The following is a 25,187-nucleotide window of genomic DNA, read 5'->3' as shown; positions in this document are numbered from 1 at the left end:
CGAGCTGGGAGTCGCCATGGCCGACCGCTATCTGAGCTTCACCGCCACCGCGCCCGGCCGCTTCCTCACCCGCCGGCTCGGCCTGCCCCAGCCCGCGGCGCTCACCCGCTGGTCCCCCGAGCGGCCCGCCCTCGACGGCGGCCTGCGCCACCTCACCGCCGGCAGGTCCGGACTCGACCTGGCGCCGGTCCTCGCCCGTACGGGGATCGGCCCGGCCGGCTCGGACCGGGCGGCGGCCGTCGTCCTGGACGCGACCGGCGTACGGGACGTCGAGGGCCTGGCCGAGGTGCACGCGGCCCTGCATCCCGTCGTTCGGTCCGTCATCCCGAGCGGGCGCGTGGTCCTGCTCGGCGCGCCGCTCGACCCCGCCCACCATCACCAGGCCGCCGCCCAGCAGGCCCTGGAGGGCTTCACACGCTCCCTGGGCAAGGAGATCGGCCGGGGCAGGACCGTGAACCTGGTCCGGCTCACGGACGCCTCGGCCGCCGAGTCCACGCTCCGGTTCCTGCTGTCGCCCAAGTCGGCGTACGTGAGCGGGCAGGTGATCGAGGTCGGGTCCGGCGACGAGCCCGCCACCCTCCTGGACCGGGACCGCCCCCTCGCCGGTCGCACCGCCCTGGTCACCGGCGCCGCGCGCGGCATCGGCGAGGCGGTCGCCGAGACGCTCGCCCGGGACGGGGCCCGGGTCGTCGTCCTCGACGTCCCGCAGGCCGAGCAGGACGCCCGGCGCGTCGCCGACCGGCTCGGCGGCACCGCGCTGCTCCTCGACATCACGGCCGCCGACGCGGGCACGCGGATCGCCGAGGCCCTGCCGGACGGCCTGGACCTGCTGATCCACAACGCGGGCATCACGCGGGACCGGCGCCTGGTGAACATGCCCGCCGAGCGCTGGATCCCCGTGCTGGAGGTGAACCTGGCGAGCGTGCTGCGCACGACGGACGCGCTGCTGAAGGCCGGGACGCTGAACCGGGGCGGCCGGATCGTGGCGACCGCCTCGATCGCGGGGATCGCCGGCAACGCGGGCCAGACCAACTACGGGGCGAGCAAGGCGGGCATCGTCGGCCTGGTCCGCTCCCTCGCGCCGCGCGCGCTCGCCGAGCACGGGGTGACGGTCAACGCGGTCGCGCCCGGCTTCATCGAGACGAAGATGACGGCCGCCGTCCCGCTGTTCATCCGCGAGGCGGGCCGCCGCATGAACTCCCTCGCGCAGGGCGGCCTGCCGGCCGATGTCGCCGAGACCACCGCCTGGCTCGCGCACCCGGCCTCGGGCGCGGTCAACGGGCAGGTCGTCCGCGTCTGCGGCCAGAGCCTGCTGGGGGCGTGATGGCCGACGCCGCTCTCGTCCTCACCGGGTCCCCCTCCCTCGCCCCGCTCCTCGCGCGCGGCGCCCTGCTGTCCCCCTTCAAACGCCCGGCCCCCGACGCGGAGTTCCCGCGCACCCGGCTGGTCCTGCCGGGCCTGCGCGTCGACCTCGCGCGGCTGGCGGCGTACGAGCGGGTCTGCGGGTTCCCGACCGGGGAGGACGCACTGCCGCTGACGTATCCGCACGTGCTGGGATTCCCCCTGGCCATGCGGCTGATGAGCGGCCGGGACTTCCCGCTGCCACTGCTGGGCCTCGTCCACACGTCGATCACGATCACCCGGCACCGGGCGATGCCGGCCACCGGCGCACACGAACTCACGGTGTACGTCGAGGGGTTGGCGCCCCACCGGCGCGGCACGGAGGCCACGGTCGTCACCGAGGTGCGCGAGGACGGGGACGTCGTATGGGAGTCGAGGAGCACCTACCTCGCCCGGCACCGCACCCGACGGCCCGCCGGGACGCCCCGGGACGAGGCCGGACCACCCCGGGAGGAAATACGGAAGCCGCTGCCGGCCGTCGCCGAGTGGCGGCTCGCCGGGGACGTCGGGCGGCGCTACGGGGCCGCCTCCGGCGACCGCAACCCGATCCACCTCCACCCGCTCACGGCCCGCCTGTTCGGCTTCCCCCGGGCCATCGCCCACGGCATGTGGACCGTCGCGCGCTGCCTCGCCGCGCACGGCACGCCGGAGTCCTGCCGGGTGCGCGCGGACTTCCGGGCACCGGTCCTGCTGCCGGGGACGGTGACGTACGGGGCGCAGGACGGCCGGTTCGAACTGCGGGGCCGGGAGGACCGGATCCACCTGTCGGGGGACGTCTACTCCGCCTGAAGTCCCCGCCCGTTACTCCGCCTGCGTCCCCGCCCGCTCCTCCGGCGGTGACCAGGGCCGCCCCGCCATGAGGTCGCCCAGGCCCGCCCAGGCGAAGTTCATCATCGTGGCCGCGGCCTGGCGGGCGGTGACGCCCGGGGTGGCGTTGGCCCAGGCGGCGAGCGACTCGGCGGCGCCGACCAGGGCCTCGGCGAGGCCGGCGACCTCACGTTCCGGGAGGTCGGGGTCGCGGTGTGCCTCGCGCGCGGCGGCGAGGATCAGCTGGGTCACGAACGCGACGATCTCCTCGCGCATCGCGGCGACCTCGGCGGCGAACGGCTCGCCGTGCGTGCGGGCCTGGAGGTGCAGGACCGCCCAGGCGTCCGGGTTGCGCGCGGTGTGCGCGAAGAACGCGCCGAGCCCTTCCCAGAGTTGCCGGTCGGCGGGCAGATCGCGCCGGACACCGGCGCGCACGGCCTCGACGAGCGCCGTGGCCTCGCGGCGGATGCAGGCGGTGAAGAGGTCTTCCTTGGAGTTCAGGTACAGGTAGACCAACGGCTTGGACACGCCCGCGAGTTCGGCTATCTCGTCCATCGACGCGGCCATGTACCCGCGCTGTCCGAAGATCTGCACGGCGGCGTCCAGCATCTGCTGTTCACGGACCGCACGCGGCATCCGCTTGGTCTTCACGGCACCCATACCGCTTAGCGTACGGTCCCCCTGGCCGGCCCTCGCCGCGGGAAACCGGAGGAGGACAGGCCAGGGGGCGTCGGTGCGTCAGGCCGCGGCGGGAACCTGTTCGGGCTGTGCGTCGCGCGGCTCGTCCAGCGAGGAGCCGTCGGCCGTGGCGTAGGCCGTGCGGTCGAGCAGGTTCTCGCGGGCGGAGACCAGGACCGGGATCAGGGCCTGACCGGCGACGTTGGTCGCGGTGCGGATCATGTCCAGGATCGGGTCGATCGCGAGGAGCAGGCCCACGCCCTCCATCGGCAGGCCGAGGGTGGAGAGGGTGAGGGTCAGCATGACCGTCGCGCCGGTGAGACCGGCCGTGGCGGCGGAGCCGACCACCGAGACGAACGCGATCAGCAGGTAGTCGCCGACGCCCAGCTGGATGTCGAAGATCTGGGCGACGAAGATCGCGGCGATGGCCGGGTAGATCGCGGCGCAGCCGTCCATCTTGGTCGTCGCGCCGAACGGCACGGCGAAGGAGGCGTACTCCTTCGGCACGCCGAGCCGCTCGGTGACCTTCTGGGTCAGCGGCATCGTGCCCACGGACGAGCGGGAGACGAAGGCCAGCTGGATCGCGGGCCAGGCGCCCTTGAAGAACTGGACCGGGTTGGCCTTGGCGACGGTCGCGAGCAGCGTCGGGTAGACGCCGAACAGCACGATGAGGCAGCCGACGTAGATGTCGGCGGTGAACGTCGCGTACTTGCCGATCAGGTCCCAGCCGTAGGTGGCGATGGCGTTGCCGATGAGGCCGACGGTGCCGAGCGGGGCGAGCCGGATGACCCACCACAGTGCCTTCTGCAGCAGTTCGAGCACGGACTCGCTGAGGGTGAGGATCGGCTGGGCCCTCTCGCCGAGCTGGAGGGCGGCGATACCGGCGACGGCGGCCATGAAGACGATCTGCAACACGTTCAGCTCGGTGAACGGCGTGATGACGTCGGTCGGCACGATGCCGGTCAGGAAGTCGATCCAGGAGCCGGTGTCCTCCGGCTTCGCACCGTCCTTGGGGGTGAGACCGGTGCCGGCGCCCGGGTTGGTGACCAGACCGATGACCAGGCCGATGCTCACCGCGATCAACGACGTGGCCATGAACCACAGGAGGGTGCGCGAGGCCAGGCGGGCCGCGTTGTTGACCTTCCGCAGGTTGGTGATCGAGACCAGGATCGCGAAGAAGACGAGCGGGGCGACGGCGAGCTTCAGCAGGCCGATGAACGTGTCGCCGACCTTCTCCAGGGTCGTGACCAGCCAGGACAGGTCCTGGCTGCGGGCGAGCCAGCCGAGCAGCACACCCAGGACGAGACCGGCGATGATCTGGGCCCAGAAGGGCACCTTGAAGGACTTCGTGTGTGAGGACACGGACTGGCTCCGTTGGGGGGACGCGTAGGGACTGACGTGGGAGACGGGGGTTGCGTTACGTCAGGGACGGCGGATAGCGGACGCGCACCGACAGAGATCCACGTGCAGGCGCGCCACGAGCAAAACGCTCGGAGGCATGGGGGGCGCGACTGCTGACTTCATGACATCGACCTTAACACCTGAACTTTGAGGACCTCAAAGCCTGGCTTTGACAGGCGGAAACGCGACCCTACCCACACATGACAAAGCGCCCCGTTTCCGAGCAAGTACGGAAACGGGGCGCTGTACGCCGGTGCGGGGGCCTTACGAGGTCTGCCCCTGCGCCCGGGACGACTCGTCGGCGACGTCCTCCTGGTTGCGGTTGGCCTCCAGGTTGGCCTTCATCCGGTCCACCCGCTGCACGATCTGCACGGACGCCCGGTCCCGCTCCTTGCGCAGCACGACGAAACTGATCGGCGCGGAGAGCAGCAGGGCGAGCATGACGATCCACAGGCCGTTGCTGGCGCCGAGACCGCGCGGGGCGAGGCCGGAGTAGACGAGGCCCCAGACGACCACGAGGCAGCCTGCGAAGATGCCGAGGCGCATCAGCGTGTAGCGGAGCATCTCAATCCACTCTTCCGGTTCGAACGGCCAGAACGCACCCAAAGGGGCACCGTCCAGTGAAGCACGCCGGGCGGCCGATCTTGCAGGGGGGTGCGGGGCCGCCGGGTTCAGGCCAGCGGCAGCAGCATGATGATGTCGTCCCGGTCGTCGCCGGGCGCCACCCGGATCGCGCCGGGGATCCGGCCGACCTCCTTGTAGCCGCAGGACTCGTAGAAGCGCTCCAGGCCGAGACCCCCGCGGCAGGTGAGGCGGATCGCCTCGATGCCGTCGAGCCCCCGGGCCGCGTCGGCAGCCGCCGCCAGCAGATCACGCCCGTACCCCTTGCCCTGATGACGCGGATGCACCATCACCGTGTAGAGCCACAGCCAGTGCGTCATCAGGTGGTGCGTGTTGAGGGTGAGGAACGCGGTCGCCGCGACGCGCCCCTCCTCGTCGTGTCCGACGAGCAGCCTGACCTGCCCCTCCGCCATCGACGCGAAGTGCCGCGTCAGCCAGGGACGGATGTCCTCCGGCGTCACCGGCGGCACGAAGCCGACGGCACCGCCCGCGTTGGAGACGTCGGCCCACAGGTCGAGGATGCCGTCACGCAGGTCGGGCGTGACGGCAGGATCGAAGGTGAAGGTAAGGGGCATGCGCAGATTGTAGCTATTACGCCAGAACCTGCGCCGCCACTTTCAGGTCCGACAGCAGCCCCCGGTACGCCGCCTCGCGGTCGTCCGCCCGCAGCACCGACGACGGATGCACCGTCGGCACCAGCCGCTCCGGCCGGCCGTGGATCTCCTCCTGAAGCACCGTGCCCCGCACCTGCGTGACCCGGAAGGAGGACCCGAGCAGCGCCTTCCCGGCGGTGGCCCCGAGCACGACGATCAGCTCCGGCTCCACGACCGCGAGCTCGGCGGCCAGCCAGGGGCCGCACGCGGTCATCTCACGCAGGCTGGGCGCCTTGTGGATCCGGCGCTTGCGCGGCTCGGCCTGGGTGAACTTGAAGTGCTTGACCGCGTTGGTGACGTAGGCCTCGGAAGGATCGATGCCCGCCTCCTCCAGGGCCCGGTCCAGAAGCCGCCCGGCGGGCCCGACGAAGGGCTTGCCCTGCCGGTCCTCCTGATCCCCGGGCTGCTCTCCCACGAGCATGACGCGAGCGTCCTTGTTCCCGGCCCCGAAAACGGTCTGGGTGGCGTCCCGGTGCAAGGGGCAACCACGACACTCGGCGGCGGCACGCCTCAGGGCGGGCAACCCGCCGCGATCTGGAACGAAGGGTTCTGCGGTATAGGCGTCTTCAGGCGCCTTGATGGCAACCATGCCCTCCGGGTACCCCGCCCAGGCTCACACCCGCATCGGCTGCGGCGATTCGCGCAGCTTCGGGTCGGGACCCTCGTACTCCCGAATGATCTCGTACCGCGTATTCCGCTCCACCGGCCGGAACCCCGCATCGCGAATGAGATCCAGCAGATCCTCACGGGTCAGCTTGTTCGGCGTACCGAAGTTGTCCGCGTCATGCGTGATCTTGTACTCGACGACCGACCCGTCCATGTCATCGGCACCGTGCTGCAGCGCGAGCTGCGCGGTCTGCACGCCGTGCATGACCCAGAAGACCTTGACGTGCGGGACGTTGTCGAAGAGGAGGCGGGAGACCGCGAAGGTCTTGAGAGCCTCCGCCCCGGTCGCCATCTGCGTCCGGGCCTGCAGCCGGTTCCGCACCTTGCCGTCCTGCATGTCGACGAAGTCGTGCTGGTACCGCAGCGGAATGAAGACCTGGAAACCCCCGGTCTCGTCCTGCAGCTCACGCAGCCGCAGCACGTGATCCACCCGGTGCCGCGGCTCCTCGATGTGGCCGTACAGCATCGTGCAGGGGGTCTTCAGACCCTTCTCGTGCGCGAGCCGGTGAATCCGGGACCAGTCCTCCCAGTGGGTCCGGTGGTCCACGATGTGCTGCCGGACCTCCCAGTCGAAGATCTCCGCACCGCCACCGGTCAGCGACTCCAGCCCCGCGTCGATCAGCTCGTCCAGGATCTCGGACGCGCTCATCCCGGAGATGGTCTCGAAGTGGTGGATCTCGGTCGCCGTGAAGGCCTTCAGCGAGACGTGCGGCAGGGCGGCCTTCAACTCCCGCAGCGAGCGCGGGTAGTAGCGCCACGGCAGGTTCGGGTGCAGCCCGTTGACGATGTGCAGCTCGGTGAGGTTCTCGCTCTCCATCGCCTTGGCGAGCTTGACGGCCTCCTCGATGCGCATCGTGTACGCGTCCTTCTCCCCCGGCTTGCGCTGGAAGGAGCAGTACGCGCAGGAGGCCGTGCACACGTTGGTCATGTTGAGGTGACGGTTGACGTTGAAGTGCACGACGTCGCCGTTCTTGCGCGTACGCACCTCGTGCGCGAGGCCGCCGAGCCAGGCCAGGTCGTCCGACTCGTACAGCGCGATGCCGTCCTCACGTGTCAGCCGCTCACCGGCCCTGACCTTCTCCTCCAGCTCGCGCTTGAGCCCGAGATCCATGCCCACACCTTTCTACGACGACGTCCCAACCGTACGACTACGCCTCTTCGGGCAGCTCTCCGACCCGGTTCTCCCACTTCGTGGAGAGAACGATGGTCGTACGCGTCCGCGACACACCCTTCGTACCGCTGAGCCGCCGGATGATCTTCTCCAGGCCGTCCACGTTCTCCGCCCGCACCTTGAGCATGTACGAGTCGTCGCCCGCGATGAACCAGCAGTCCTCGATCTCCGAGAGGTCCCGCAGCCGCTGGGCCACGTCCTCGTGGTCCGTGGCGTCGGAGAGCGAGATGCCGATGAGGGCGGTGACGCCGAGGCCGAGCGACGCGGCGTCGACGGTGGCCCGGTAGCCGGTGATGACACCGGCCGCCTCCAGCCGGTTGATGCGGTCGGTGACGCTGGGTCCCGACAGTCCGACGAGGCGTCCCAGCTCCGCGTAGGAGGCCCGGCCGTTCTCCCTCAGGGCCTGGATGAGCTGCCTGTCCACCGCGTCCATTGCGATCGAAGCCTTCCGCTGAAGTTGTCCGAAAAGTCTGTGGTTGTGATGACGTACAGATGCCGTACAGGGGTGTGGCTCACTCGGCGCGGTGTGCTCCGCCGCCGAGCTCACCTTTCCAACGGCGGTAAAGCCGGTGCGGCACGCCCGCCGCGTCGAGCACGCGTCCGGCGACGAAGTCCACCAGGTCCTGGATATGCGTCGCGCCCGCGTAGAAGCCGGGTGAGGCGGGCACGACGGTCGCGCCCGCGTCGTCGAGGGTGACCAGGTGCCGCAGGGTCTGGCCGTTCAGCGGCGTCTCGCGTACGGCCACGACCAGGGGGCGGCGCTCCTTCAGGGTCACGCTCGCCGCCCGCTGCAACAGGTCCTTCGACAGCCCGAGCGCGACCCCGGCCACGCTCGCGGTCGAGGCGGGCACGATCAGCATGCCCTTGGTGGGGTACGACCCCGAGGAGGGCCCGGCGGCCAGGTCGCCGGCGCTCCAGTGCCGTACGGCGCCGATGTCCACGGAGAACGTGCCGGGCTTGCCGTCGGCGCCCCGGGACAGCCATTCCCGCAGGTCGTCCTGCCAGTGGGCGTCCCGGAAGGAGAGCCCGGTCTCGTCGAGCAGGGTGAGGCGGGAGGCCCGGGACACCACGAGGTCGACCCTTTCGCCGGCGGCGAGGAGCGCCCGCAGCACGGCCGCGGCATACGGGGTGCCGGAGGCGCCGGACACCCCTACGATCCAAGGCGTACGCGGTGTCTCGCCTGGCTTGACTGGGTTCACAACACCGAGCCTATCCGGCGTCGCAGGGTGGGAACCGGCCAAGGGGGGCGGGGCGTTCCCCGGAGGGACGAGCGAGCACTGGGGGCCGCCATGTCTGGTGCCGGAGCGGGATGGTCACGGGGCGACCGTGCGAGGGCCGCGGGCAAGCTGATGCTGGCCTGGGTGGCGCTGTTGTGGCTGCTGGAAGTGGTGGACGTGCTGAGCGGGCACGCGCTGGACGGCCTCGGTGTCACGCCGCGCGCCCCGTCCGAGCTGGTCGACGTCGTCCCGTCGGCCTTCATCCACTTCGGCTTCGCCCATCTGGCCGCGAACACGGTGCCGCTGCTGGTCCTCGGCTTCCTCGCCGCGCTGGCGGGCCTGCGGCGTTTCCTGCTGGTCTGCGCGCTGATCGTGCTCGTCGACGGCCTGGGCGTCTGGCTCATAGCCCCGGCGCACACCAACACGGCGGGCGCCTCCGGCCTGATCTTCGGCCTCTTCGGCTTCCTCCTGGTCAGCGGCTTCGTCGAGCGCCGCCCCTGGGGCATCCTGGCCGGCCTCCTGATCGCCGCGATCTGGGGCGGCTCGATCCTCTCGGGCCTGGCCCCCACCCAGACGGGCATCAGCTGGCAGGGCCACCTGCTGGGCCTGCTGGCGGGCGTGGCGGCGGCGTTCGTGTTTCGCCGCCCGCGGGCCACGCCGCCCGCACTCACACAGTGAGGCCGCGCACCAGCAGGTCCAGCAGCGCGCACACGAACAGGGCAATGCCGATGAAGCCGTTGACGCTGAAGAACGCGCGGTTCACGCGGGACAGGTCGTGGGGGCGGACGATGGTGTGTTCGTAGAGGAACGCGGCGGCGACGATCAGCAGGCCCAGCCAGAAGAAGGCGCCGGCGTCGGTGGCGAGGGCGTACCAGACGAACAGGGCCGTCGTGAGGGTGTGGCAGACCCGGGCGCCCCAGATCGCCGCCGGGATGCCGAAGCGGGCCGGGACGGACATGACGCCGATCTCGCGGTCGGTCTCGACGTCCTGGCAGGCGTAGATCAGGTCGAAGCCGCCGATCCAGATGCCGACGGCGAGACCGAGGAGCACCGCGTCCCAGGACCAGGAGCCCGTGATGGCCAGCCAGCCGCCGACCGGGCCCATCGACTGCGCGAGGCCCAGGATCGCCTGCGGGAAGTTCGTGAACCGCTTGCCGTACGGGTAGACCACCATCGGGATCACCGCGATGGGAGCCAGGGCCAGGCACAGCGGGTTGAGCAGGGCCGCCGCGCCGAGGAAGACGACGAGGGCGATCAGGGCCCCGGTCCAGGCGTGCCGGACCGACATCGCGCCGGTCACCAACTCGCGGTGCGCGGTGCGCGGGTTACGGGCGTCGATCTCGCGGTCGATGATCCGGTTGACCGCCATCGCGAAGGTCCGCAGGCCGACCATGCAGATGGTGACCAGCAGCAGCCGGCCCCAGTGGACGTTCTTGTCCCACTGGTACATCGCGGTCAGGGCGGCGATGTAGGCGAAGGGCAGCGCGAAGACCGAGTGCTCGATCATCACCAGCCGGAGGAACGCCTTCGTGCGTCCCGGCTGCGGGATCGAGGCGGAAGCGGAAGTCACAGGCCGTACTCCTTCCAGCGGCGGTCCACCTTCGCCGCCGTCTCCGGATCGGACTCCACCATGTCGGGCCAGCCGCCGTCACGCGTGTAGCCCTCCTCGGGCCACTTCTTCGTCGCGTCGATTCCGGCCTTGCCGCCCCAGAACTGCTGGTAGGAGGCGTGGTCGAGGTGGTCGACCGGCCCCTCGACGATGCTCAGGTCGCGGGCGTAGTCCGTGTTGCCGAGCGCCCGCCAGGCGACCTCGTGCAGGTCGTGGACGTCGCAGTCGGAGTCGACGACCACGATCAGCTTGGTCAGCGACATCATGTGCGCGCCCCAGATGGCGTGCATGACCTTCTGCGCGTGCTTCGGGTACTTCTTGTCGATCGAGACGATCGCGCAGTTGTGGAAGCCGCCCGCCTCCGGCAGGTGGTAGTCCACGATGTCCGGCACGATGATCTTCAGCAGCGGCAGGAAGAAGCGTTCCGTCGCCCGGCCGAGCGGTCCGTCCTCCGTCGGGGGCCTGCCCACGACGATCGACTGAAGCAGCGGGCGCTTCCGCATCGTCACGCAGTCGATCTTCAGCGCGGGGAAGGGTTCCTGCGGGGTGTAGAAGCCGGTGTGGTCGCCGAAGGGGCCCTCGGGCAGCATCTCGCCCGGCTCCAGCCAGCCCTCGATGACGACCTCCGCCTGCGCCGGCACCTGGAGCGGCACGGTCTTGCAGTCGACCATCTCGATCCGCTTGCCCGCGAGGAACCCGGCGAACAGGTACTCGTCGATGTCCCCGGGCAGCGGGGCCGTGGAGGCGTACGTGACGGCGGGCGGGCACCCGAAGGCGATCGCGACCGGCAGCCGCTCCCCGCGCCGGGCCGCCACCTGGTAGTGGTTCCGGCTGTCCTTGTGGATCTGCCAGTGCATGCCGATCGTGCGCTGGTCGTGGCGCTGGAGGCGGTACAGCCCGAGGTTGCGGATGCCCGTCTCCGGGTCCTTGGTGTGGGTGAGCCCCAGGTTGAAGAAGGAGCCGCCGTCCTTCGGCCAGGTGAACAGAGCGGGGAGCTGGTCCAGGTCGACGTCGTCCCCGGTGAGGACGACCTCCTGGACGGGTCCGTCCTTCACCTTCTTCGGCGGTACGTGCGTCATCGCGCCGAGCTTCCCGAAGGCCTCGCGCACGCCGACGAACCCGTGCGGCAACTCGGGCTTCAGCAGCCCGCCGATCCGCTCCGAGATCTCGCCGTACGACTTCAGGCCCAGCGCCTTCAGCAGGCGCCGGTCCGTGCCGTACACGTTCATCGCGAGCGGCATGCGCGACCCGCGTACGTTCTCGAAGAGCAGGGCGGGACCGCCGGCCTTCTGCACCCGGTCGACGATCTCCCCGACCTCCAGATACGGGTCGACCTCGGCCTTGATGCGCTTGAGGTCGCCCTCGCGCTCCAGAGCCCTGAGCAGGGAGCGAAGATCGTCGTAAGCCATGCGGTCCAGTATCCCCGAGCGGCTACCCTGGCCCTGAACCGCCCACCCGCTTTCGCTGAGAGGCCGCTCATGCTCCGGGTACTGATGTTCCTCGTGCCGCTGGCGCTGAGCGTGTACGCGTTCATCGACTGCATCAGCACGAAGGACGACGAGATCCGGCACATGCCCAAGCCGCTGTGGGCGATCCTCGTGCTGCTGTTCCCGCTCGTCGGCTCGATCTCCTGGCTGATCGCCGGCAAGAAGCGGGGTGCCGCGGCGGGGGGCCGTCCGCGTCCCCGGCAGTGGGTGGCGCCCGACGACAACCCCGACTTCCTGAAGTCCCTCGACGAAGAGAAGCGGGACGACGATCCCAAGCGGGATGAGCCCTGAGGGTCGCCGACGTCCAGTGGGGATCCACCAAGGATGGACAACATGCGGGATCTGTGGCGCCGATTTGAAGAGTGGCTTCGACAGAACGCGCCCGGGGATTATTCCGCGCTCCGCCCAGGAGCGTCAGACGTCGATATATCCAGGCTGGAGAGCGGAGTTGGTTTCCCGCTCCACGGTGACCTGAAGTCGCTTCTCTCGGAACACAACGGTGTCACACCGCGCAGATCCAGCATGGCGCCCGGCGCCTTTCTCGGTCCATGAAGGGCGCATGCTGGAGTGGGTCACGGGCTGACCCGCGAAACGAAGCGTCCTGCCGGATCACCGTGATCCGGCAGGACGCTTCGCTGTGGGACCCGCTGTCAGGCGATGTTGCAGACCGACTTGATGTCGCAGTACTCGAACCCGGTCTTCCAGCTGCCGTCGACCACGTGCAGAGTGATATCTATTTTCGGTCGACGAGGGGGGTGAACTCATCCACGTAAATCTTCGGAACCTGCGGCACCGGACCCATGTCTTCCGAGCCGATCACCGCGTCCTCCGTCCCGGTTTTGCCCGGAGGGACATCCTGAAGCCAGAACCGGTTGTACGCGGTCCAGCCCTTACCGTCGGCGATGCTGATCTGGACCGAGTACGTCGCTTTTCGCTCGTTGGTATTGGCCACCTGGATCTCGGTACGCACACCGCCGCCTTCCGGCGTGGCACGTACGGTCAGGTCTCCGTACTCCAGGACACGTGTGCGGCCTTCGGAGTGCACCGAAGGCACCGGCGAGGGACGCACTTGCGGACTGCTCTGCTCGGCGCTCGGAGTCGCCGACCGCTGCGGCGCGGGTGCCTTGTCGGCGCCGCCGTCCGTACACCCGGCGGCCAGCACACACGCCGCCATCAGGCACAGTGCCCGGACCATGCGCGATCCGGGCACGACTGCACCGGCCTTCACCGGGTGGAAGCGGCCATCTGCTTGCGCGCGGTGGCGATCTGCTTGCCGCGCTGCTCCTTGATGGCGGTCAGCCGGCTCTCGTTGTCGGCGATCTGCTGGTCCTGGATCGCGGACTCCACGCCAGACCAGATCTTCACCAGATCCGTCTGCTTCTTGCAGTCGATGTCGTCGACCGCCAGAGCGATGGACTCCTGCGACGGCTCCCCGTCGTCGGTGACACCCTGGTCCATCGCCTTGTACGGGTCGGCAAGTCCCTTGTGCCCCTTGCCGTCCATGCACGAAGACCACGCGGCGATGGCCTTGACGACCTTGTCGTCCTTCATCGACTGCACCAGGCTGTCCCCGGCGAGCTGCGCCACGGTGATCGGGTCGGCCTCCTGCACGCCGAGCTGCTCCTTGGACCAGCCGATGCAGCCGCCCGTCTTCACCTTCTTGCCGTTGTACTCAGCCCGGGCCGGCTTCGTCTGACCGGGGCCGGCGAATACGCCTCCCGCCTTGACTCCCTCGGGAGCCTTGGGCAGTTCGGGCTTGGTGTGGCCGGTCAGGACCTCCACCTCGACACCGGACAGATCACGCATGGGCTGCTTGGTGTGCTCCCGCAGCGCCGGCGGGAGCTCGTAGCCGTACTTCTCGGCCTCGGCCCGGTCGGTGATGCCGTAACGGCGTTCGATGTTGGCGTCGTTGTCACTGGGGGGCGGGTTGGCGCCCGCCTTCGGCAGCGTCAGGTCGATGCCGTAGTCCTTCATGCAGGACTGCTGGAGATCGTTGGCGGCCTGCTCGATGGTGACCTGGTCCTCGTAGGAGGCCATGTACGCCTCCAGCGGAAGGGTCAGATCCTTGGTCAGGCCACTGGTGGGAACCTTCTCGGGCCAGTTTTCCTTGTTCACGATCGGTCTGCCGTCGGCCGCGTTCTTCGTGGTGTCCGGGGTGGTGCCGGAGGAGCAGGCGCTGAGCAGGCAGGCAGAAGCGGTCAGGGCTATTACGGCGGCGGTCCGCTTGATGTGCTTCACGGGGGTTCCTTCTTGTGCTTTACGCGAAGTGGGAGGAGGCGTTGTTGTTCTTCAGGGCGGAGATCAGGTCGGTGATGTTGCAGTCTCCGTAAGGGCCGTTCTTCGCGAAGTACTGAGACGTGCCGCCGTAGCCGGAGTTGTAGTACACGCGGTAGTTGTCGTCCCGGGCGCAGTTCTGCACGGAAGCCGAATTGTTCTTCATGTACTGGCCGTTGCCATTGCCGCCGTTGCCGAACACGTACCGGTAGGTCGACAGTGACGAACCCTGGTACTGGCTCGTACCCCAGTGGTCGGACACGTTGCCGTAGAACGTCGTGAACGCCGACTTGTAGTAGCCGCCCTGGACGGCGATGTCCTTCGAGTTGTAGAACAGCCACAAGTCGCCGTACGAGCAGTTGATCCACGGAACGTCACAGTTGTCCATGACGGTGTACTCCGCCGCATTCGCCGGGCCGGCGGTCGCCATCACCGCTGCCACTGCCGCGAATGAGGTGGCGCAGGCGGCCATCTTCGTCTTGAAGGGCATACCCCTCATCACATCTCCTCGATCGGTCACACATGGGAGGAGGATCTTCACACCAAGTAGATGTCATGACCATGAACGTTGCCTGATCGAGACCTGCTGAGCCCAGTGAAACGACTTGCTCTCGGGCAACGCATGGTCGTCAATAGTCTTCGGACAGTTACGGCTGTCACTTGGAACTCGCCGACTCTCAGGGGGACTTGATGGAAACAGGGCAGCCACCGGGGCAGTGGGACGTCCCACCCCCGCCCTCCACCCCGCCGCGCGCCATGACGGACATCGAACTGCGCGTCAGCAAGCGGCTGTTATGGGTCGGCGCGGCGGCCTACCCGCTGCGGAACATCGCGCGGGTGTACACGTTCACCCTCCGTCCGAAGCGCAAGGAGGCGGTCTTCCGCTTCCTCGCACGCACCGGGATCATCCTGGCCGTGGCCATCGGCCTGTCGATCATCGGCGGCCTGATCTCCCTCGCGAACGAGGCCGGCGACAGCGGGATGTCCTCGTACGAAGGTAGTCAGTCCAGCGGCAGCGGCGGCGGACTGATCATCTTCGTATGGATCTGCTCCGGTGCGGCGCTGATCTACTTCTTCGTCGACATGCTCTCCGTGGTCACGGCGCCGTCCCACTACGTCCTCGCCATCGAGACGGCCGGCCCGTCCACCGCCATGGTCACCAGCCGGACCCCGCAGCACCTCGACCAGCTCGTGGGCTACGTGGCGGGCGCACTGGAGAACCCCGACACCGAGTTCCAGGTGACGGTGGAGCAGCTCACCATCAACTCGCCCACCAACTACCACTTCGGCGACAACGTGAACATGTACGGCGGCAGCGGGAACGTGGGGATCGCGGCATGAGCGGCAACAATTACTACTACGGCGACAACGTCAACATGCACGGCGGCAGCGGCAACACGGGCATCGTGAAGAACGGCGCGACCGGCGACGCGATGGATCCCACCCTGCGGCTGGCCATCGCCGAACTGCTCCAGGGTGTCCGCGAGTTGCGCGATCAGCTTCCGCAGCCCAGCGCGCAGCTCATCGACGATTCCCTGCCGGTGCTGTCGGCTGACGCCGCGCCTCCCGAGGAACGGCACCGTGCGCTGATGGCTGTCGCCGCGATCGCCGCGGCCGTCGGGGCCGTGGGCCAGCCGGTGGCGGAGGCGGCCAACCGGATCCTGCAGATGCTGGGCGGGCAGTAGCTCAGCACACGCCGGCGAGGAAAGCGGACCAGGCGGACCGGGTCACGAGCAGGACCGGTCCGTCAGGGCTTTTGCTGTCGCGGACGGGGACGGTGTCGGGGAAAACGGGGGCTATTTCCACGCAGTTGCCGCCGTTGTCGTCGCTGTAGCTGCTCTTGATCCAGTGCGCCGCGCAGAGTTCGGACCGGTTCATGATGCTCGTAACCCTCCATCGCGTCGCTGATCAGGGCGGCGGATTCGCGGGCTGACGGGATGTCGGCCCTGAGCACATCATAGGTCTGGGAATGCCGCTGGTAGACGGCCGGATCGTTGTTGAAGTGGCCACGGTCCAGGGATTCCGAGTACACCCATCGCTCGTCAGCCAGTTCGATCAGCGACATGGATCCTCGGGGCCGAACGAGCCCGAAGGCGTCTGCAGGGGCCACCTGGATGCGGATGTTCCGGCGCTGCCCGACCGCCAGCAGGTGCGCGCACTGCTCACGCATGACCTCCGGGCTGCCCACACCGTTGCGCAGACAGCTCTCGTCGAGGATGACGACGTACAGCGGACCGCCGTCGGCCAGGAAGCGTTGCTGTCGGCTCAGACGAGCCCGGACGCGTGAGTCCACCTCCTCGGTATCCGCGCCACGGCGGCTGAACAGCGCGCGGGCGTAGTCCGCTGTCTGCAACAACCCCGGAATCACCCGCTCCTGGTACTCCCGCAAGGCAACGGCCTCCTCGTCCATCTCAGCCCGCCGCCGAAACCAGTCCGGATGCTCCACCTGCGGATACCAGTCGATCCGCCCCCACAACCGCAGCAACACCCCACCCGTGCCAAGGAGTTCGTCGCATTTCTTCGCGAAACCCTCCTGCGGAACCCTCGTGCCCGCCTCCACCCGCGCCACGTGCGAGCGGTCGCACGGGATCTGCCTCGCCAGCGCCTCCTGCGTGAGCAGCGCCGCCTCGCGGAAATGCCGCAGCACCTCGCCGAACACGGCCGCCGTGCTCGCCCCCGACTCCGCCCCGCCGTTCCGTCGGCTCACGGCATCCCCCTCCGTGACAGTGCACCGGTGTCACACGCCAAGCATTGAACCGGACTGTTCCCCTGCGCAACGCTCGGTACACCCAGAGTTACGGAGGTGCACGGAATGGAACCGGGAACGCTCGTCTACGACCCTGCGACGCGCAAGGTCGGCGAGTACCAGGACAGGACCGGCCCGTATGTGATGCTGCGCCCGGTCGGCGGCGGCCGGGAGTGGCAGGCGGACCCGGAGCGGATCCGGGTGGCGACCCTGGAGGAACGGCTCAGTGCGGGCGTACGCGCGGCCAACGACCGTTCCAGGGAAGGGTTGTCGGCCGATCCGAGTCGGCCGCCCGTGCCGGTGCCGGGATGCGCGACGTGTGAGGAACTCGCCGTCCGCCGGGACAAGGCGCGGGCCGCGTTCGACGGGAGTGCCGTGACGGACGCGAACGTGCTGCTGCGTCAGCACCAGCGGCAGGAACACGGCGGGGAACCGGCGGGGCGCCGGATCTTCCGGTACGTGCCCTACTCGATCGTTCAGGACGCGTCGGCGCTGCCGGAGTACCAGGCGTACTGCGTCTCGGGCGAGGAGGAGGACTGCGGGGCGAGTTCGGGGCCGCGCCAGGCCCCGGCCGAGGTGGAGGAGTGGCAGCGCAGGCACACCCAGGAGACCCGGCACCTGCGCTACCGCCGCAGCTTCGCCGACTACGCGGTGCTGGAGAGGCAGGGCTGACGGGGCACGACGCCGCCGAGGAAGCGGGCGATCCCGAGAGCCCGGCGCAGGTCACCCAGCCAGAAATCCGCCGGTCCGGGACGCCCGGGCGGCCGCCACCTCCCGCGGGGTCCCCTCGGCCACGACCTCTCCCCCGCCGGCCCCGCCGACCGGCCCGAGGTCGATCAGCCAGTCCGACGCCCGCATGACATCGACGTTGTGCTCGATGGTGAGGACGGAGTGCCCCGCGTCCACCAGCCGCTGGAGCACGTCCAGCAGCCGCGCGGAGTCCGCCGCATGCAGGCCGGTCGTCGGCTCGTCGAGGACGTAGAGGGTCCGGTCGGCGGCCCGGCGGCCCAGCTCCTTCGCCAGCTTGAGGCGCTGGGCCTCGCCCCCGGACAGCGTGGGCGCGGGCTGTCCCAGCGGCAGGTAGCCGAGGCCGACGTCCGCCATGCGCTGGAGTTGGCCGGCCACGTTGGGCACGTCCCGGAACACCCCGAGCGCCTCGTCCACCGTCGCCGCCAGCACCTCGGCGATGTCATAGCCCTGGTACCGCACGGCCAGCACCTCGGGCCGGAAGCGGCGGCCCTGGCAGGCCGGGCAGCGCACCTCCACGGCCGGGAGGAAGTGCATCCGGACCTTGAGCACGCCCGCGCCCTCACAGCGTTCGCAGCGTCCGCCGGGGACGTTGAAGGAGAACCGGCCCGCTGTCAGGCGTCCTTCGCTGCTCGCGGCGAAGACCTCCCGGATCGGGGTGAAGACGTCCGAGTACGTCGCCGCGTTGGAGCGCGGGACGCGGCTGATCGGCTCCTGGTCGATGAGGACAGCCTTGGACAGGTGCTCCCAGCCGTCGATGCCGTCGTGTTCGGCCGGGAGTTCCCCCGCCCCGTGGAAGCGGCGGCGGGCGGCCCGGCCCAGGATGTCCAGCAGCAGCGTCGACTTGCCCGAGCCGGACGGGCCCGTGACCGTCACCAGGCGGTTCAGCGGGATCCGTACGGTCACGTCCTTGAGGTTGTGGGCCCGGGCCCCGCGGATCACGAGCGCCGAGGCGCTGTCGCCGCGGCCACGGGACGCGGGCGCGGGCAGCCGGCCCGACAGATACGCGCCGGTCACCGAGGACTCGGCCCGGGCCACCTCCTGCGGTGTCCCGGCCGCCACGATCCGGCCGCCGTCCCGGCCCGCCCCCGGGCCGACGTCCACCACGTGGTCCGCCGCCCGCAGCACGTCCAGGTCGTGCTCGACGACCAGCACGGTGTTGCCCAGGTCGCGCAGGCGGCGCAGGACGCCGATCAGGCGGGCGGTGTCCGAGGGGTGCAGGCCGATGGTCGGCTCGTCGAGGACGTACAGCACGCCGGTCAGGCCGGAGCCGAGCAGGGCGGCCAGTCGCAGCCGCTGGGTCTCCCCGGCGGAGAGGCTCGGTGTGGACTGGTCCAGGCTGAGGTAGCCGACTCCGACGTCCACGAGGCGCCGTACCCGCTCCTCCAGGTCGGCGACGACCGGCTCCACGAGCAGCCACTCGTCCCCGGCCGAGCCCTCCTTCAGACCGGCCAGCCAGCCGTCGAGTTCGGTGAGCGGCAGGCGTGCCGCCTCGACGATCGTCAGTCCGCGCACGGTCACCGCCCGGCTCTCCGGCCGCAGCCGGCTGCCCTCGCACTCCCCGCAGGGCTGCTTCACCAGGCCCTGTTTCTCGGCCCGTTCGCGGTACTCGGGGTCGTCGGCGCGCTCGGTGTAGCGCCGCAGCAGCGCGGTCGCGACCCCTTCGAAGCGGCCCGCCGCCACGGTCGTCGGCGCCGCCACCGACGGGAAGTGCCGCCGGAACTCCGGGCTTTCGACGCCGTGGACCAGCAAATCCCGCTGCGGTTCGCCCAGTTCGTCGACCGGGACGTCCGCATCGAAGGTGAAGCCGTAGTGGCGGGCGGCGGCCCGCAGCGCGGTGAGGTTCCACTCGGTGAGCTTCGGGTTCCAGCCCCGTACCGCGCCCTGGGCCAGTGAGCGGGAGCCGTCGACCAGGCGCCGTACGTCGGGCCGGATGACCTCGCCGAGGCCGGTGCAGGACGGGCAGGCGCCGGCGGGCTTGTTGAAGGAGAAGGAGCCCATCACCAGCTCGGGCACGAGCGTGCCGCAGTGCGGGCAGGGGGTCTGCTCGCCCTCGGCGTCGTCGTCGGCCGCGGTGGCCTCGGCGGCGTTGGCGTACGACGGCGGGATGCTCTTGCCGCAGCCGGGGCAGGGGCGGGTCCCGATCCGCGACCACAGCAGCCGCAGGTAGGTGAACACCTCGGTGACCGTGCCGACCGTGGAACGCGGGCTGCGGTTGGTGAGGTGCTGGTCGACGCTGATGGACGGGGACAGGCCGCTGATCGAGTCGACGGCGGGTTTGCTGACGAAGCCGGTGACCATGCCCAGCGACTCCAGGTACTGCCGCTGGCCCTCCTGGTGGAGGGTGTCGAAGGCGAGCGTGGACTTGCCGGAGCCGGACAGGCCGGTCAGGACGACCAGCTTGTTCTTCGGGAGGGAGAGGGAGACGTTCCTGAGGTTGTGGAGGCGGGCGCCGGTGACCCGGATGCTGTTGTCCATTCCTTCAAGTCTTCCATTGAAGTCCGATGTTGAGGCTTTTCGGGCATCAGTGGTGACTCTCCTGCCGTAACCTTCAAATCGATGAGCAACGAACGCCGTCTCCGCCCCGTCGATCTCGCCCGGCTGGCCGGTGTCTCGACGCAGCAGATCCGCAACTACGAGGACGCCGGAGTGCTGCCGCCCGCCGAGCGGACCGCGTCCGGCTACCGCGTCTTCACCGACGCGCACCGCGGCGCCCTGCTGGCGTACCGGGCCCTGATGCGGGGGTACGGGCCGCTGACGGCGACGCGGATCATGCGCGCCCTGCACGACGGGGACGTCCCGGGCGCGCTCGCCCTGGTCGACGCCGCGCACGCCGCCCTGCACGAGGAACGGGTCTCCCTGCGGGCCGCGAGCGAGGCCCTGGAGCTGCTGGCGGCCGAGCCGCCCGCCCCGCTGCCCCGTTCCGGCGGGCTGCGCATCGGGGAGGTGGCCGCGCTGCTGGGCGTACGGACGTCCGCGCTGCGGGTGTGGGAGGGGGCCGGGCTGCTCACGCCGGGCCGGGAGCGCGGCACGGGGTACCGGGTCTACGAACCCGCCGATGTGCGCGACGCCCGGCTCGTGCACACGCTGCGCCGCAGTCACTACCTCTTCGACCAGATCCGCCCGGTACTGAAGGGGCTGCGCCGGGAGGGCAGCAGCGACGCCCTGCGGGCGGCGATCGCGGCGCGCGGGGCGGCCCTGACGGCCCGCACCAGGGGCATGGTCGAGGGCGCGGGTGCCCTTCACACCTACCTCGACCGGGTCACCGCAACCGGGACGGCGTCAACCGAAAGCACCGGCCAGAGCTCGTAACTCGGTTCGAGGAGCCATCCGATCCATTGAAAAACCGGCGACACCGGGTGTCGCCGGTAGCGGGTTCGCCATTCGTTTGGTCGGGTCTATCCCACCTGCGAACGGAGACCCCCTGTGCGAATGACTGATATCCAGCGCTGCGAGGTCCGACCTGGGCGACTCGTCGAATGGACACTCAGTCCGGCGACGGTCGCGACGGCGAAGGCTCTGCCGGAAGACTCCAGGCCACCGGCGTACATCCAGGAGTCGCACATCCGGACGGCCCGGTCCGTGCGGGAGGACGGACTCTTCGTGCCGACCTGGCTGGGCGCGGCGTTCGACATCCCGGGACGGGCCGACCTGGACGCGCTGGGCGAGGCGCTGCGCGGCTGGACGCTGCGCCACGAAACCCTGCGCAGCGGCTTCCGCTGGGCGGGCGGGCCCGGCGACACGATCCGCCGCTTCACACTCGACCCCTCCGCCGTGTCCCTGCACCGCGAGGACGTCGGCGACTTCACCGACGCGGCGGCCCTGGCCCAGCACCTCCAGGACCGCTTCGACACCACGGCCGACGCCCTGCGCTGGCCCAACCTCATCTATACGGCGGTCGTCCGGGACGACTGCACCAGCGTGTACATGGCCTTCGACCACAGCAATGTCGACGCCTACTCCATCCACCGCATCCCCGCCGAGATCCACGAGCTGTACGAGGCCGGGATCGCGGGCAGGGCCGAGGGGCCGGAGCCGGTGAGCAGCTACGTCGACTTCTGCGAGGCCGAGCGGGCGGACGCCGACCGCATCGACGCGGACCACGACATCGTCGCCCGCTGGCGGGAGTTCATCCACCGCTGTGGCGGACGGCTGCCGAGTTTCCCGGTCGACCTCGGCCTGGAACCCGGGGGCGAACTGCCCACGCAGAAGTTCATGCGCGAGATGATGGTGGACGCGGACGCCGCCGCCGCGTTCGAGGCGTACTGCCGCCCGTACGGCGGGAGCCTGGTCGGTGTCCTCGCGGCCTCCGCCCTGATCGTCCACGAGATCGGCGGCGAACCCGTCTACCGCACGGTCGTGCCGTTCCACACCCGGGTGAAGTCCCAGTGGTCGCAGTCGGTCGGCTGGTACGTGGGCGGCGCCCCGATCGAGATTCCCATGTCCGAAGCCGTCGACTTCCCGAGCGCCCTGCGCACCGTACGCGCCGCCCTCCAGGCCAACCGCCGGCTGGCCCGCATCCCCCTGGCCCGCGTCCTCCACCTCCTCGGCAGCGACTTCCGCCCGACCTCCCCCGACCTGTACTCGATCGTCTCGTTCGTCGACACCCGCGACATCCCCGGCTCCGACCACTGGACGGACCAGAAGGCGTACGGGCTCCTCAGGGTGTCCTACGGGGACCAGGTCTGCGCCTGGATCACCCGCCTCCACGAGGGCCTGTGGTTCGCCGCCCGTTACCCGGACACGGACATCGCGTACAAGAACATGCGGCTGTACGCCGAGCGGCTCCGGGACATCGTGAAGGGCGCGGCCGGCAGGCCCTGAGCGACGAAGAAGGCCGGTTCCCGTGACTCACGTCGCGGGAACCGGCCTTCGACGGTACGGGGCTAGACGCCCGCGTAGGAGTGCTTGCCGGACACGAAGATGTTCACGCCGTAGTAGTTGAACAGCCAGCAGCCGAAGGCGATCAGGGCCAGGTAGGCGGCCTTGCGGCCCTTCCAGCCCGCGGTGGCGCGGGCGTGCAGGTAACAGGCGTAGGCGACCCAGGTGATGAAGGACCAGGTCTCCTTCGGGTCCCAGCCCCAGTAGCGGCCCCAGGCGTCACCGGCCCAGATGGCGCCCGCGATGATCGTGAACGTCCACAGCGGGAAGACGGCCGCGTTGACGCGGTAGGAGAACTTGTCCAGGGAGGCGGAGGAGGGCAGCCGCTCCAGGACGGACGTCGCGAAGGTGCCGGGCGTGCCGCCGCTCGCGAGCTTGTTCTCGTAGGAGTCCTTGAAGAGGTACAGGATCGTGGCGACCGCGCCGACGTAGAACACCGCGCCGCAGAAGATCGCCGTGGAGACGTGGATGTACAGCCAGTACGAGTGCAGGGCCGGGACCAGCTGGTCGCTGGCGGTGTAGAGGACCGTGACCGCCAGGCCCAGGTCCAGCAGGACCGAGGTGATCAGGAACAGGCCGAGCCAGCGAACGTTCTTCTTCAGCGCCAGCAGCCCGAGGTACACGCCGACGGCGACCGTGGAGAACGTGATGTTGAACTCGTACATGTTGCCCCACGGCGCCCGCTCCACCGAGGCCGCGCGGGCGATGACGCCGCCCAGCTCGATCAGGAAGGCGAGCACGGTGAGGGAGATGGCGATCCGGCCGTACAGGTCGCCCTGTTCGTCACCGCCGTGCGCCCCGGGCCCGTCCGGCACGTCCCGCTGACCGGCCCCCGCCCGCACGGTGACCTTGGGCCGCTCCAGGACGGCCGTGCCGCCGGCCTGGTTCACGGTGACGGCGGGCGTCTTCTTCGCCTCGGCCTTCTCGGCGGTGAGTGCGGCGGCGGTCTTGGCGACCTTGCTGCGGCTGCCGAAGAGCCATTCGGCGATGTACGCGAAGAACGCCAGGGTGTAGACGGCCATCGCGGAGTAGATCAGCACATTGCTGATGTTCGCGAGGTTTTCGTTGGTGGCGGCGGCGAGAGTCACTTCTCAGCCCCTTCGGCAGGTACGGGGGTTTCGGTACCCGGCTCCTGGTCGGTGTCGGGGGAATCTGCGGGGTCGTCCGGGCCGGGCGCGGCCGGTGCCTGGTCGTAGAGGATCCCGGCGAGCTCGCCGAGCTCCTCGGGGACCTTGGCGGACTCGCTGCGGCCGAGGCCGGCCATCTCCACGACGGTGACGCCGTCGGCGCCCCGGACCGCGCGCACCCAGACGCGGCGGCGCTGGATGAACAGGGAGGCGGCGAGGCCGCCGATGGCCGCGAGGGCCCCGGCGAGGGCCCAGCCGCCGCCGGGCTCCTGGACGACCTGGAAGCCGGCCCACTCCTTGACGTCCTTGCCGACGGTGACCGAACCGGCGCCGTTCGGGAGCTTCATGGTCTCGCCGGGGCGCAGCAGCTTCTTGAACAGCTTGCCCTTGGAGTCCTTGAACTCCTTCATGTTGGTCTTGTCCATCTGGTACACGCTCTGCGGGATGCCGGAGTCGGCCCCCAGGTCGCCGTGGTAGGCGGACAGCGCGAGCACCGGATAGTCCAGCGCGGGGAACTGCGACAGCATCGTGCCGCTGGCGGCGCCGCCGAAGGTCGGCACGAAGAACGCGTTGAAGCCGAGCTGTTCCTTCTTGCCCTCGGGGTTGCGGTAGCCGTCGAGGACCTTGACGACGCCGGAGGAGGTGACGTTGGCGTCGAGCGGCAGCAGCGGCACGGCGTCGTCGTAGACGACCTTGCCCTTGGCGTCGCGGACGGTGATGACCGGGGCGTAGCCGTGGCTGACCAGGTAGACCTTGGCGTCGCCGATCTGCAGCGGGTGGTTGACCTTGACGGTGGTCTTCTCGTCCTTGCCGTAGGGGCCGTCGCTGTATGTGAGGTCGGCCTGGTAGACGCGAGGGGTGCCCTTGTTGGGGCCGGTGCGCTCGTAGGTGCCGGTGAAGTTCTTCAGGTTGAAGCTGAACGGCACCAGATCGTCGGACGTGAAGAGGTTGCCGGACTTGAAGTCGTCGTACTGGGTGAGGGTGTTGGAGAAGCCGTCGCCCTCGACGACCAGCTTGTTGCCCTCGGACTTGTACAGCTGGCCCCAGGCGAAGGCGACCAGCAGCACGATGAGGGCGATGTGGAAGACGAGGTTGCCCAGTTCGCGCAGGTAGCCCTTCTCGGCGGCGACGGCGTCACCGGCGAGGTGGGCGCGGAAGCGGCGCTTCTTCAGCAGGGCCAGGGCGGCGGTGTGGACCTGCTCGGGTTCGGCCGTGGTGCGCCAGGTGGTGTGGGCGGGCAGCCGGTTCAGCCGCCGGGGCGCGCGGGGCGGGCGGCCGCGCAGCTGGCCCACGAACTGCCAGGTGCGGGGGACGATGCAGCCGATGAGGGAGATGAACAGCAGGATGTAGACCGCGGAGAACCACACCGAGCTGTAGACGTGGAACAGGCCGAGCTTGTCGTAAATGTCCCCGAGGGTGGGGTTGCCCTTGCGGAAGTCGGCGACCTTCGTCTCGTCCTGGCCGGACTGCGGGATCAGCGAGCCGGGGATCGCGCCGAGGGAGAGCAGCAGGAGCAGCAGCAGCGCGACCCGCATGGAGGTCAGCTGCCGCCAGAACCAGCGGATCCAGCCGATGACGCCCAGGGAGGGCAGGTTGGGCGCGTCCTCCGTGGGGGCAGTGGACAGCTGGGAGCCGGCGTCGCCCAGCTCCTGGTCCTCGGCGGCGGTCGGGGCCGGGTCGGAGGCGGTGGTCTTGCTCATC

Annotated in this window: 28 protein-coding genes; 9 read left to right on the top strand and 19 right to left on the bottom strand. The window is 69.8% G+C overall.

The annotated features are described in order from the left end of the window. Nucleotides 1-16: 16 nt before the first annotated feature. Both QF034_RS23550 and QF034_RS23545 read left to right on the top strand, forming a co-directional pair. Nucleotides 17-1,324, top strand: coding sequence for a 3-oxoacyl-ACP reductase (locus QF034_RS23550; protein WP_307176829.1), 1,308 nt, complete (start codon nucleotides 17-19; stop codon nucleotides 1,322-1,324). Further along, complete coding sequence (locus QF034_RS23545; protein WP_307176828.1) at nucleotides 1,324-2,190, top strand: MaoC/PaaZ C-terminal domain-containing protein; 867 nt, start codon at nucleotides 1,324-1,326, stop codon at nucleotides 2,188-2,190. Before QF034_RS23550 ends, QF034_RS23545 begins: the two co-directional genes overlap by 1 nt. 12 nt (nucleotides 2,191-2,202) lie before the next feature. On the opposite strand, the gene QF034_RS23540 is transcribed toward QF034_RS23545, so the two are convergent. From QF034_RS23540 to QF034_RS23505, 9 genes are all read right to left on the bottom strand, one after another. Further along, on the bottom strand, nucleotides 2,203-2,868 hold the full coding sequence (locus QF034_RS23540) for a TetR/AcrR family transcriptional regulator (RefSeq protein WP_307176827.1): 666 nt from the start codon (nucleotides 2,866-2,868) through the stop codon (nucleotides 2,203-2,205). A gap of 78 nt (nucleotides 2,869-2,946) precedes the next feature. Beyond that, nucleotides 2,947-4,248 (bottom strand): dicarboxylate/amino acid:cation symporter, encoded by a 1,302-nt coding sequence (locus tag QF034_RS23535; RefSeq protein ID WP_307176826.1) that lies wholly within the window; start codon nucleotides 4,246-4,248, stop codon nucleotides 2,947-2,949. Nucleotides 4,249-4,308: 60 nt separating this feature from the next. Further along, the gene (locus QF034_RS41560) at nucleotides 4,309-4,410 is read right to left on the bottom strand and encodes a putative leader peptide (protein WP_370880839.1); all 102 of its coding nucleotides are present in this window, start codon (nucleotides 4,408-4,410) and stop codon (nucleotides 4,309-4,311) included. Nucleotides 4,411-4,551: 141 nt separating this feature from the next. Continuing rightward, complete coding sequence (locus tag QF034_RS23530) at nucleotides 4,552-4,851, bottom strand: DUF4229 domain-containing protein (protein ID WP_307176825.1); 300 nt, start codon at nucleotides 4,849-4,851, stop codon at nucleotides 4,552-4,554. A gap of 107 nt (nucleotides 4,852-4,958) precedes the next feature. Continuing rightward, nucleotides 4,959-5,483 carry a GNAT family N-acetyltransferase gene (locus QF034_RS23525; protein WP_307176824.1) on the bottom strand — a complete coding sequence of 175 codons (525 nt, stop codon included), beginning with the start codon at nucleotides 5,481-5,483 and terminating at the stop codon, nucleotides 4,959-4,961. 16 nt (nucleotides 5,484-5,499) lie between these two features. Beyond that, nucleotides 5,500-6,150, bottom strand: coding sequence for a UdgX family uracil-DNA binding protein (locus QF034_RS23520; protein WP_307176823.1), 651 nt, complete (start codon nucleotides 6,148-6,150; stop codon nucleotides 5,500-5,502). Between the two features lie 24 nt (nucleotides 6,151-6,174). Continuing rightward, on the bottom strand, nucleotides 6,175-7,338 hold the full coding sequence (mqnE, locus tag QF034_RS23515; RefSeq protein ID WP_307176822.1) for an aminofutalosine synthase MqnE: 1,164 nt from the start codon (nucleotides 7,336-7,338) through the stop codon (nucleotides 6,175-6,177). Nucleotides 7,339-7,375: 37 nt separating this feature from the next. After that, on the bottom strand, nucleotides 7,376-7,831 hold the full coding sequence (locus QF034_RS23510; protein ID WP_059424549.1) for an Lrp/AsnC family transcriptional regulator: 456 nt from the start codon (nucleotides 7,829-7,831) through the stop codon (nucleotides 7,376-7,378). A 79-nt stretch (nucleotides 7,832-7,910) separates the two neighbouring features. Beyond that, the gene (locus QF034_RS23505) at nucleotides 7,911-8,597 is read right to left on the bottom strand and encodes a UbiX family flavin prenyltransferase (RefSeq protein ID WP_307176821.1); all 687 of its coding nucleotides are present in this window, start codon (nucleotides 8,595-8,597) and stop codon (nucleotides 7,911-7,913) included. 90 nt (nucleotides 8,598-8,687) lie between these two features. On the opposite strand from QF034_RS23505, the gene QF034_RS23500 reads away from it, so the two are divergent. Continuing rightward, the gene (locus tag QF034_RS23500) at nucleotides 8,688-9,293 is read left to right on the top strand and encodes a rhomboid family intramembrane serine protease (protein WP_307176820.1); all 606 of its coding nucleotides are present in this window, start codon (nucleotides 8,688-8,690) and stop codon (nucleotides 9,291-9,293) included. Here QF034_RS23500 and mqnP read toward each other — a convergent pair. Both mqnP and QF034_RS23490 read right to left on the bottom strand, forming a co-directional pair. After that, the gene (gene mqnP, locus QF034_RS23495; RefSeq protein ID WP_307176819.1) at nucleotides 9,283-10,185 is read right to left on the bottom strand and encodes a menaquinone biosynthesis prenyltransferase MqnP; all 903 of its coding nucleotides are present in this window, start codon (nucleotides 10,183-10,185) and stop codon (nucleotides 9,283-9,285) included. The genes QF034_RS23500 and mqnP overlap by 11 nt on opposite strands. Then, entirely contained in the window at nucleotides 10,182-11,633 is a 1,452-nt protein-coding gene (locus QF034_RS23490; RefSeq protein WP_307176818.1) for a menaquinone biosynthesis decarboxylase, read from the bottom strand. The genes mqnP and QF034_RS23490 overlap by 4 nt, the downstream gene beginning before the upstream one ends. 69 nt (nucleotides 11,634-11,702) lie before the next feature. On the opposite strand from QF034_RS23490, the gene QF034_RS23485 reads away from it, so the two are divergent. Next, nucleotides 11,703-12,002 carry a PLD nuclease N-terminal domain-containing protein gene (locus QF034_RS23485; RefSeq protein WP_307176817.1) on the top strand — a complete coding sequence of 100 codons (300 nt, stop codon included), beginning with the start codon at nucleotides 11,703-11,705 and terminating at the stop codon, nucleotides 12,000-12,002. Nucleotides 12,003-12,444: 442 nt separating this feature from the next. Here the strand turns inward: QF034_RS23485 and QF034_RS23480 are convergent, their stop codons facing one another. Genes QF034_RS23480 through QF034_RS23470 form a run of 3 tightly spaced genes read right to left on the bottom strand, consistent with a single transcriptional unit; the run spans nucleotide 12,445 to nucleotide 14,484 of the window. Beyond that, nucleotides 12,445-12,906, bottom strand: coding sequence for a hypothetical protein (locus QF034_RS23480; protein WP_307176816.1), 462 nt, complete (start codon nucleotides 12,904-12,906; stop codon nucleotides 12,445-12,447). 29 nt (nucleotides 12,907-12,935) lie between these two features. Beyond that, nucleotides 12,936-13,949: a hypothetical protein gene (locus QF034_RS23475; RefSeq protein ID WP_307176815.1), complete on the bottom strand. Its 1,014-nt coding sequence runs from the start codon at nucleotides 13,947-13,949 to the stop codon at nucleotides 12,936-12,938. Between the two features lie 19 nt (nucleotides 13,950-13,968). Continuing rightward, nucleotides 13,969-14,484 (bottom strand): hypothetical protein, encoded by a 516-nt coding sequence (locus QF034_RS23470; protein WP_307176814.1) that lies wholly within the window; start codon nucleotides 14,482-14,484, stop codon nucleotides 13,969-13,971. Nucleotides 14,485-14,741: 257 nt separating this feature from the next. On the opposite strand from QF034_RS23470, the gene QF034_RS23465 reads away from it, so the two are divergent. Together QF034_RS23465 and QF034_RS23460 are read left to right on the top strand one after the other, a co-directional pair. Next, nucleotides 14,742-15,326, top strand: a complete 585-nt coding sequence (locus QF034_RS23465; RefSeq protein WP_307176813.1) for a DUF6232 family protein — start codon at nucleotides 14,742-14,744, stop codon at nucleotides 15,324-15,326. Then, nucleotides 15,323-15,670, top strand: a complete 348-nt coding sequence (locus QF034_RS23460; RefSeq protein ID WP_307176812.1) for a hypothetical protein — start codon at nucleotides 15,323-15,325, stop codon at nucleotides 15,668-15,670. The genes QF034_RS23465 and QF034_RS23460 overlap by 4 nt, the downstream gene beginning before the upstream one ends. Before the next feature lies 1 nt (nucleotide 15,671). On the opposite strand, the gene QF034_RS23455 is transcribed toward QF034_RS23460, so the two are convergent. After that, nucleotides 15,672-15,785, bottom strand: coding sequence for a DUF397 domain-containing protein (locus tag QF034_RS23455; protein ID WP_307179957.1), 114 nt, complete (start codon nucleotides 15,783-15,785; stop codon nucleotides 15,672-15,674). After that, nucleotides 15,733-16,692, bottom strand: a complete 960-nt coding sequence (locus QF034_RS23450; RefSeq protein WP_307176811.1) for a helix-turn-helix domain-containing protein — start codon at nucleotides 16,690-16,692, stop codon at nucleotides 15,733-15,735. Before QF034_RS23450 ends, QF034_RS23455 begins: the two co-directional genes overlap by 53 nt. Before the next feature lie 105 nt (nucleotides 16,693-16,797). On the opposite strand from QF034_RS23450, the gene QF034_RS23445 reads away from it, so the two are divergent. Next, nucleotides 16,798-17,403, top strand: coding sequence for a DUF7848 domain-containing protein (locus QF034_RS23445; protein WP_307176810.1), 606 nt, complete (start codon nucleotides 16,798-16,800; stop codon nucleotides 17,401-17,403). Nucleotides 17,404-17,454: 51 nt separating this feature from the next. Here the strand turns inward: QF034_RS23445 and uvrA are convergent, their stop codons facing one another. Then, the gene (gene uvrA / locus QF034_RS23440; RefSeq protein ID WP_307176809.1) at nucleotides 17,455-19,956 is read right to left on the bottom strand and encodes an excinuclease ABC subunit UvrA; all 2,502 of its coding nucleotides are present in this window, start codon (nucleotides 19,954-19,956) and stop codon (nucleotides 17,455-17,457) included. Between the two features lie 81 nt (nucleotides 19,957-20,037). Here uvrA and QF034_RS23435 point away from each other — a divergent pair, with 81 nt between their 5' ends. Then, nucleotides 20,038-20,790: a MerR family transcriptional regulator gene (locus tag QF034_RS23435; RefSeq protein ID WP_307176808.1), complete on the top strand. Its 753-nt coding sequence runs from the start codon at nucleotides 20,038-20,040 to the stop codon at nucleotides 20,788-20,790. 114 nt (nucleotides 20,791-20,904) lie between these two features. Beyond that, a complete protein-coding gene (locus QF034_RS23430) occupies nucleotides 20,905-22,302 on the top strand; it encodes a condensation domain-containing protein (protein WP_307176807.1) in 1,398 nt (465 codons plus the stop codon). Nucleotides 22,303-22,364: 62 nt separating this feature from the next. Here QF034_RS23430 and ccsB read toward each other — a convergent pair whose 3' ends face one another. Both ccsB and resB read right to left on the bottom strand, forming a co-directional pair. Then, nucleotides 22,365-23,447: a c-type cytochrome biogenesis protein CcsB gene (ccsB, locus tag QF034_RS23425; RefSeq protein WP_307176805.1), complete on the bottom strand. Its 1,083-nt coding sequence runs from the start codon at nucleotides 23,445-23,447 to the stop codon at nucleotides 22,365-22,367. Then, nucleotides 23,444-25,186, bottom strand: coding sequence for a cytochrome c biogenesis protein ResB (resB, locus tag QF034_RS23420; protein ID WP_307176804.1), 1,743 nt, complete (start codon nucleotides 25,184-25,186; stop codon nucleotides 23,444-23,446). Before resB ends, ccsB begins: the two co-directional genes overlap by 4 nt. Nucleotide 25,187: the final 1 nt, after the last annotated feature.

The organism is Streptomyces africanus (genome assembly GCF_030816955.1).
Lineage (GTDB): Bacteria > Actinomycetota > Actinomycetes > Streptomycetales > Streptomycetaceae > Streptomyces > Streptomyces africanus.
Note: the sequence above shows the minus strand (reverse complement) of the source record. Positions and strands in the feature narration are given on the sequence as shown.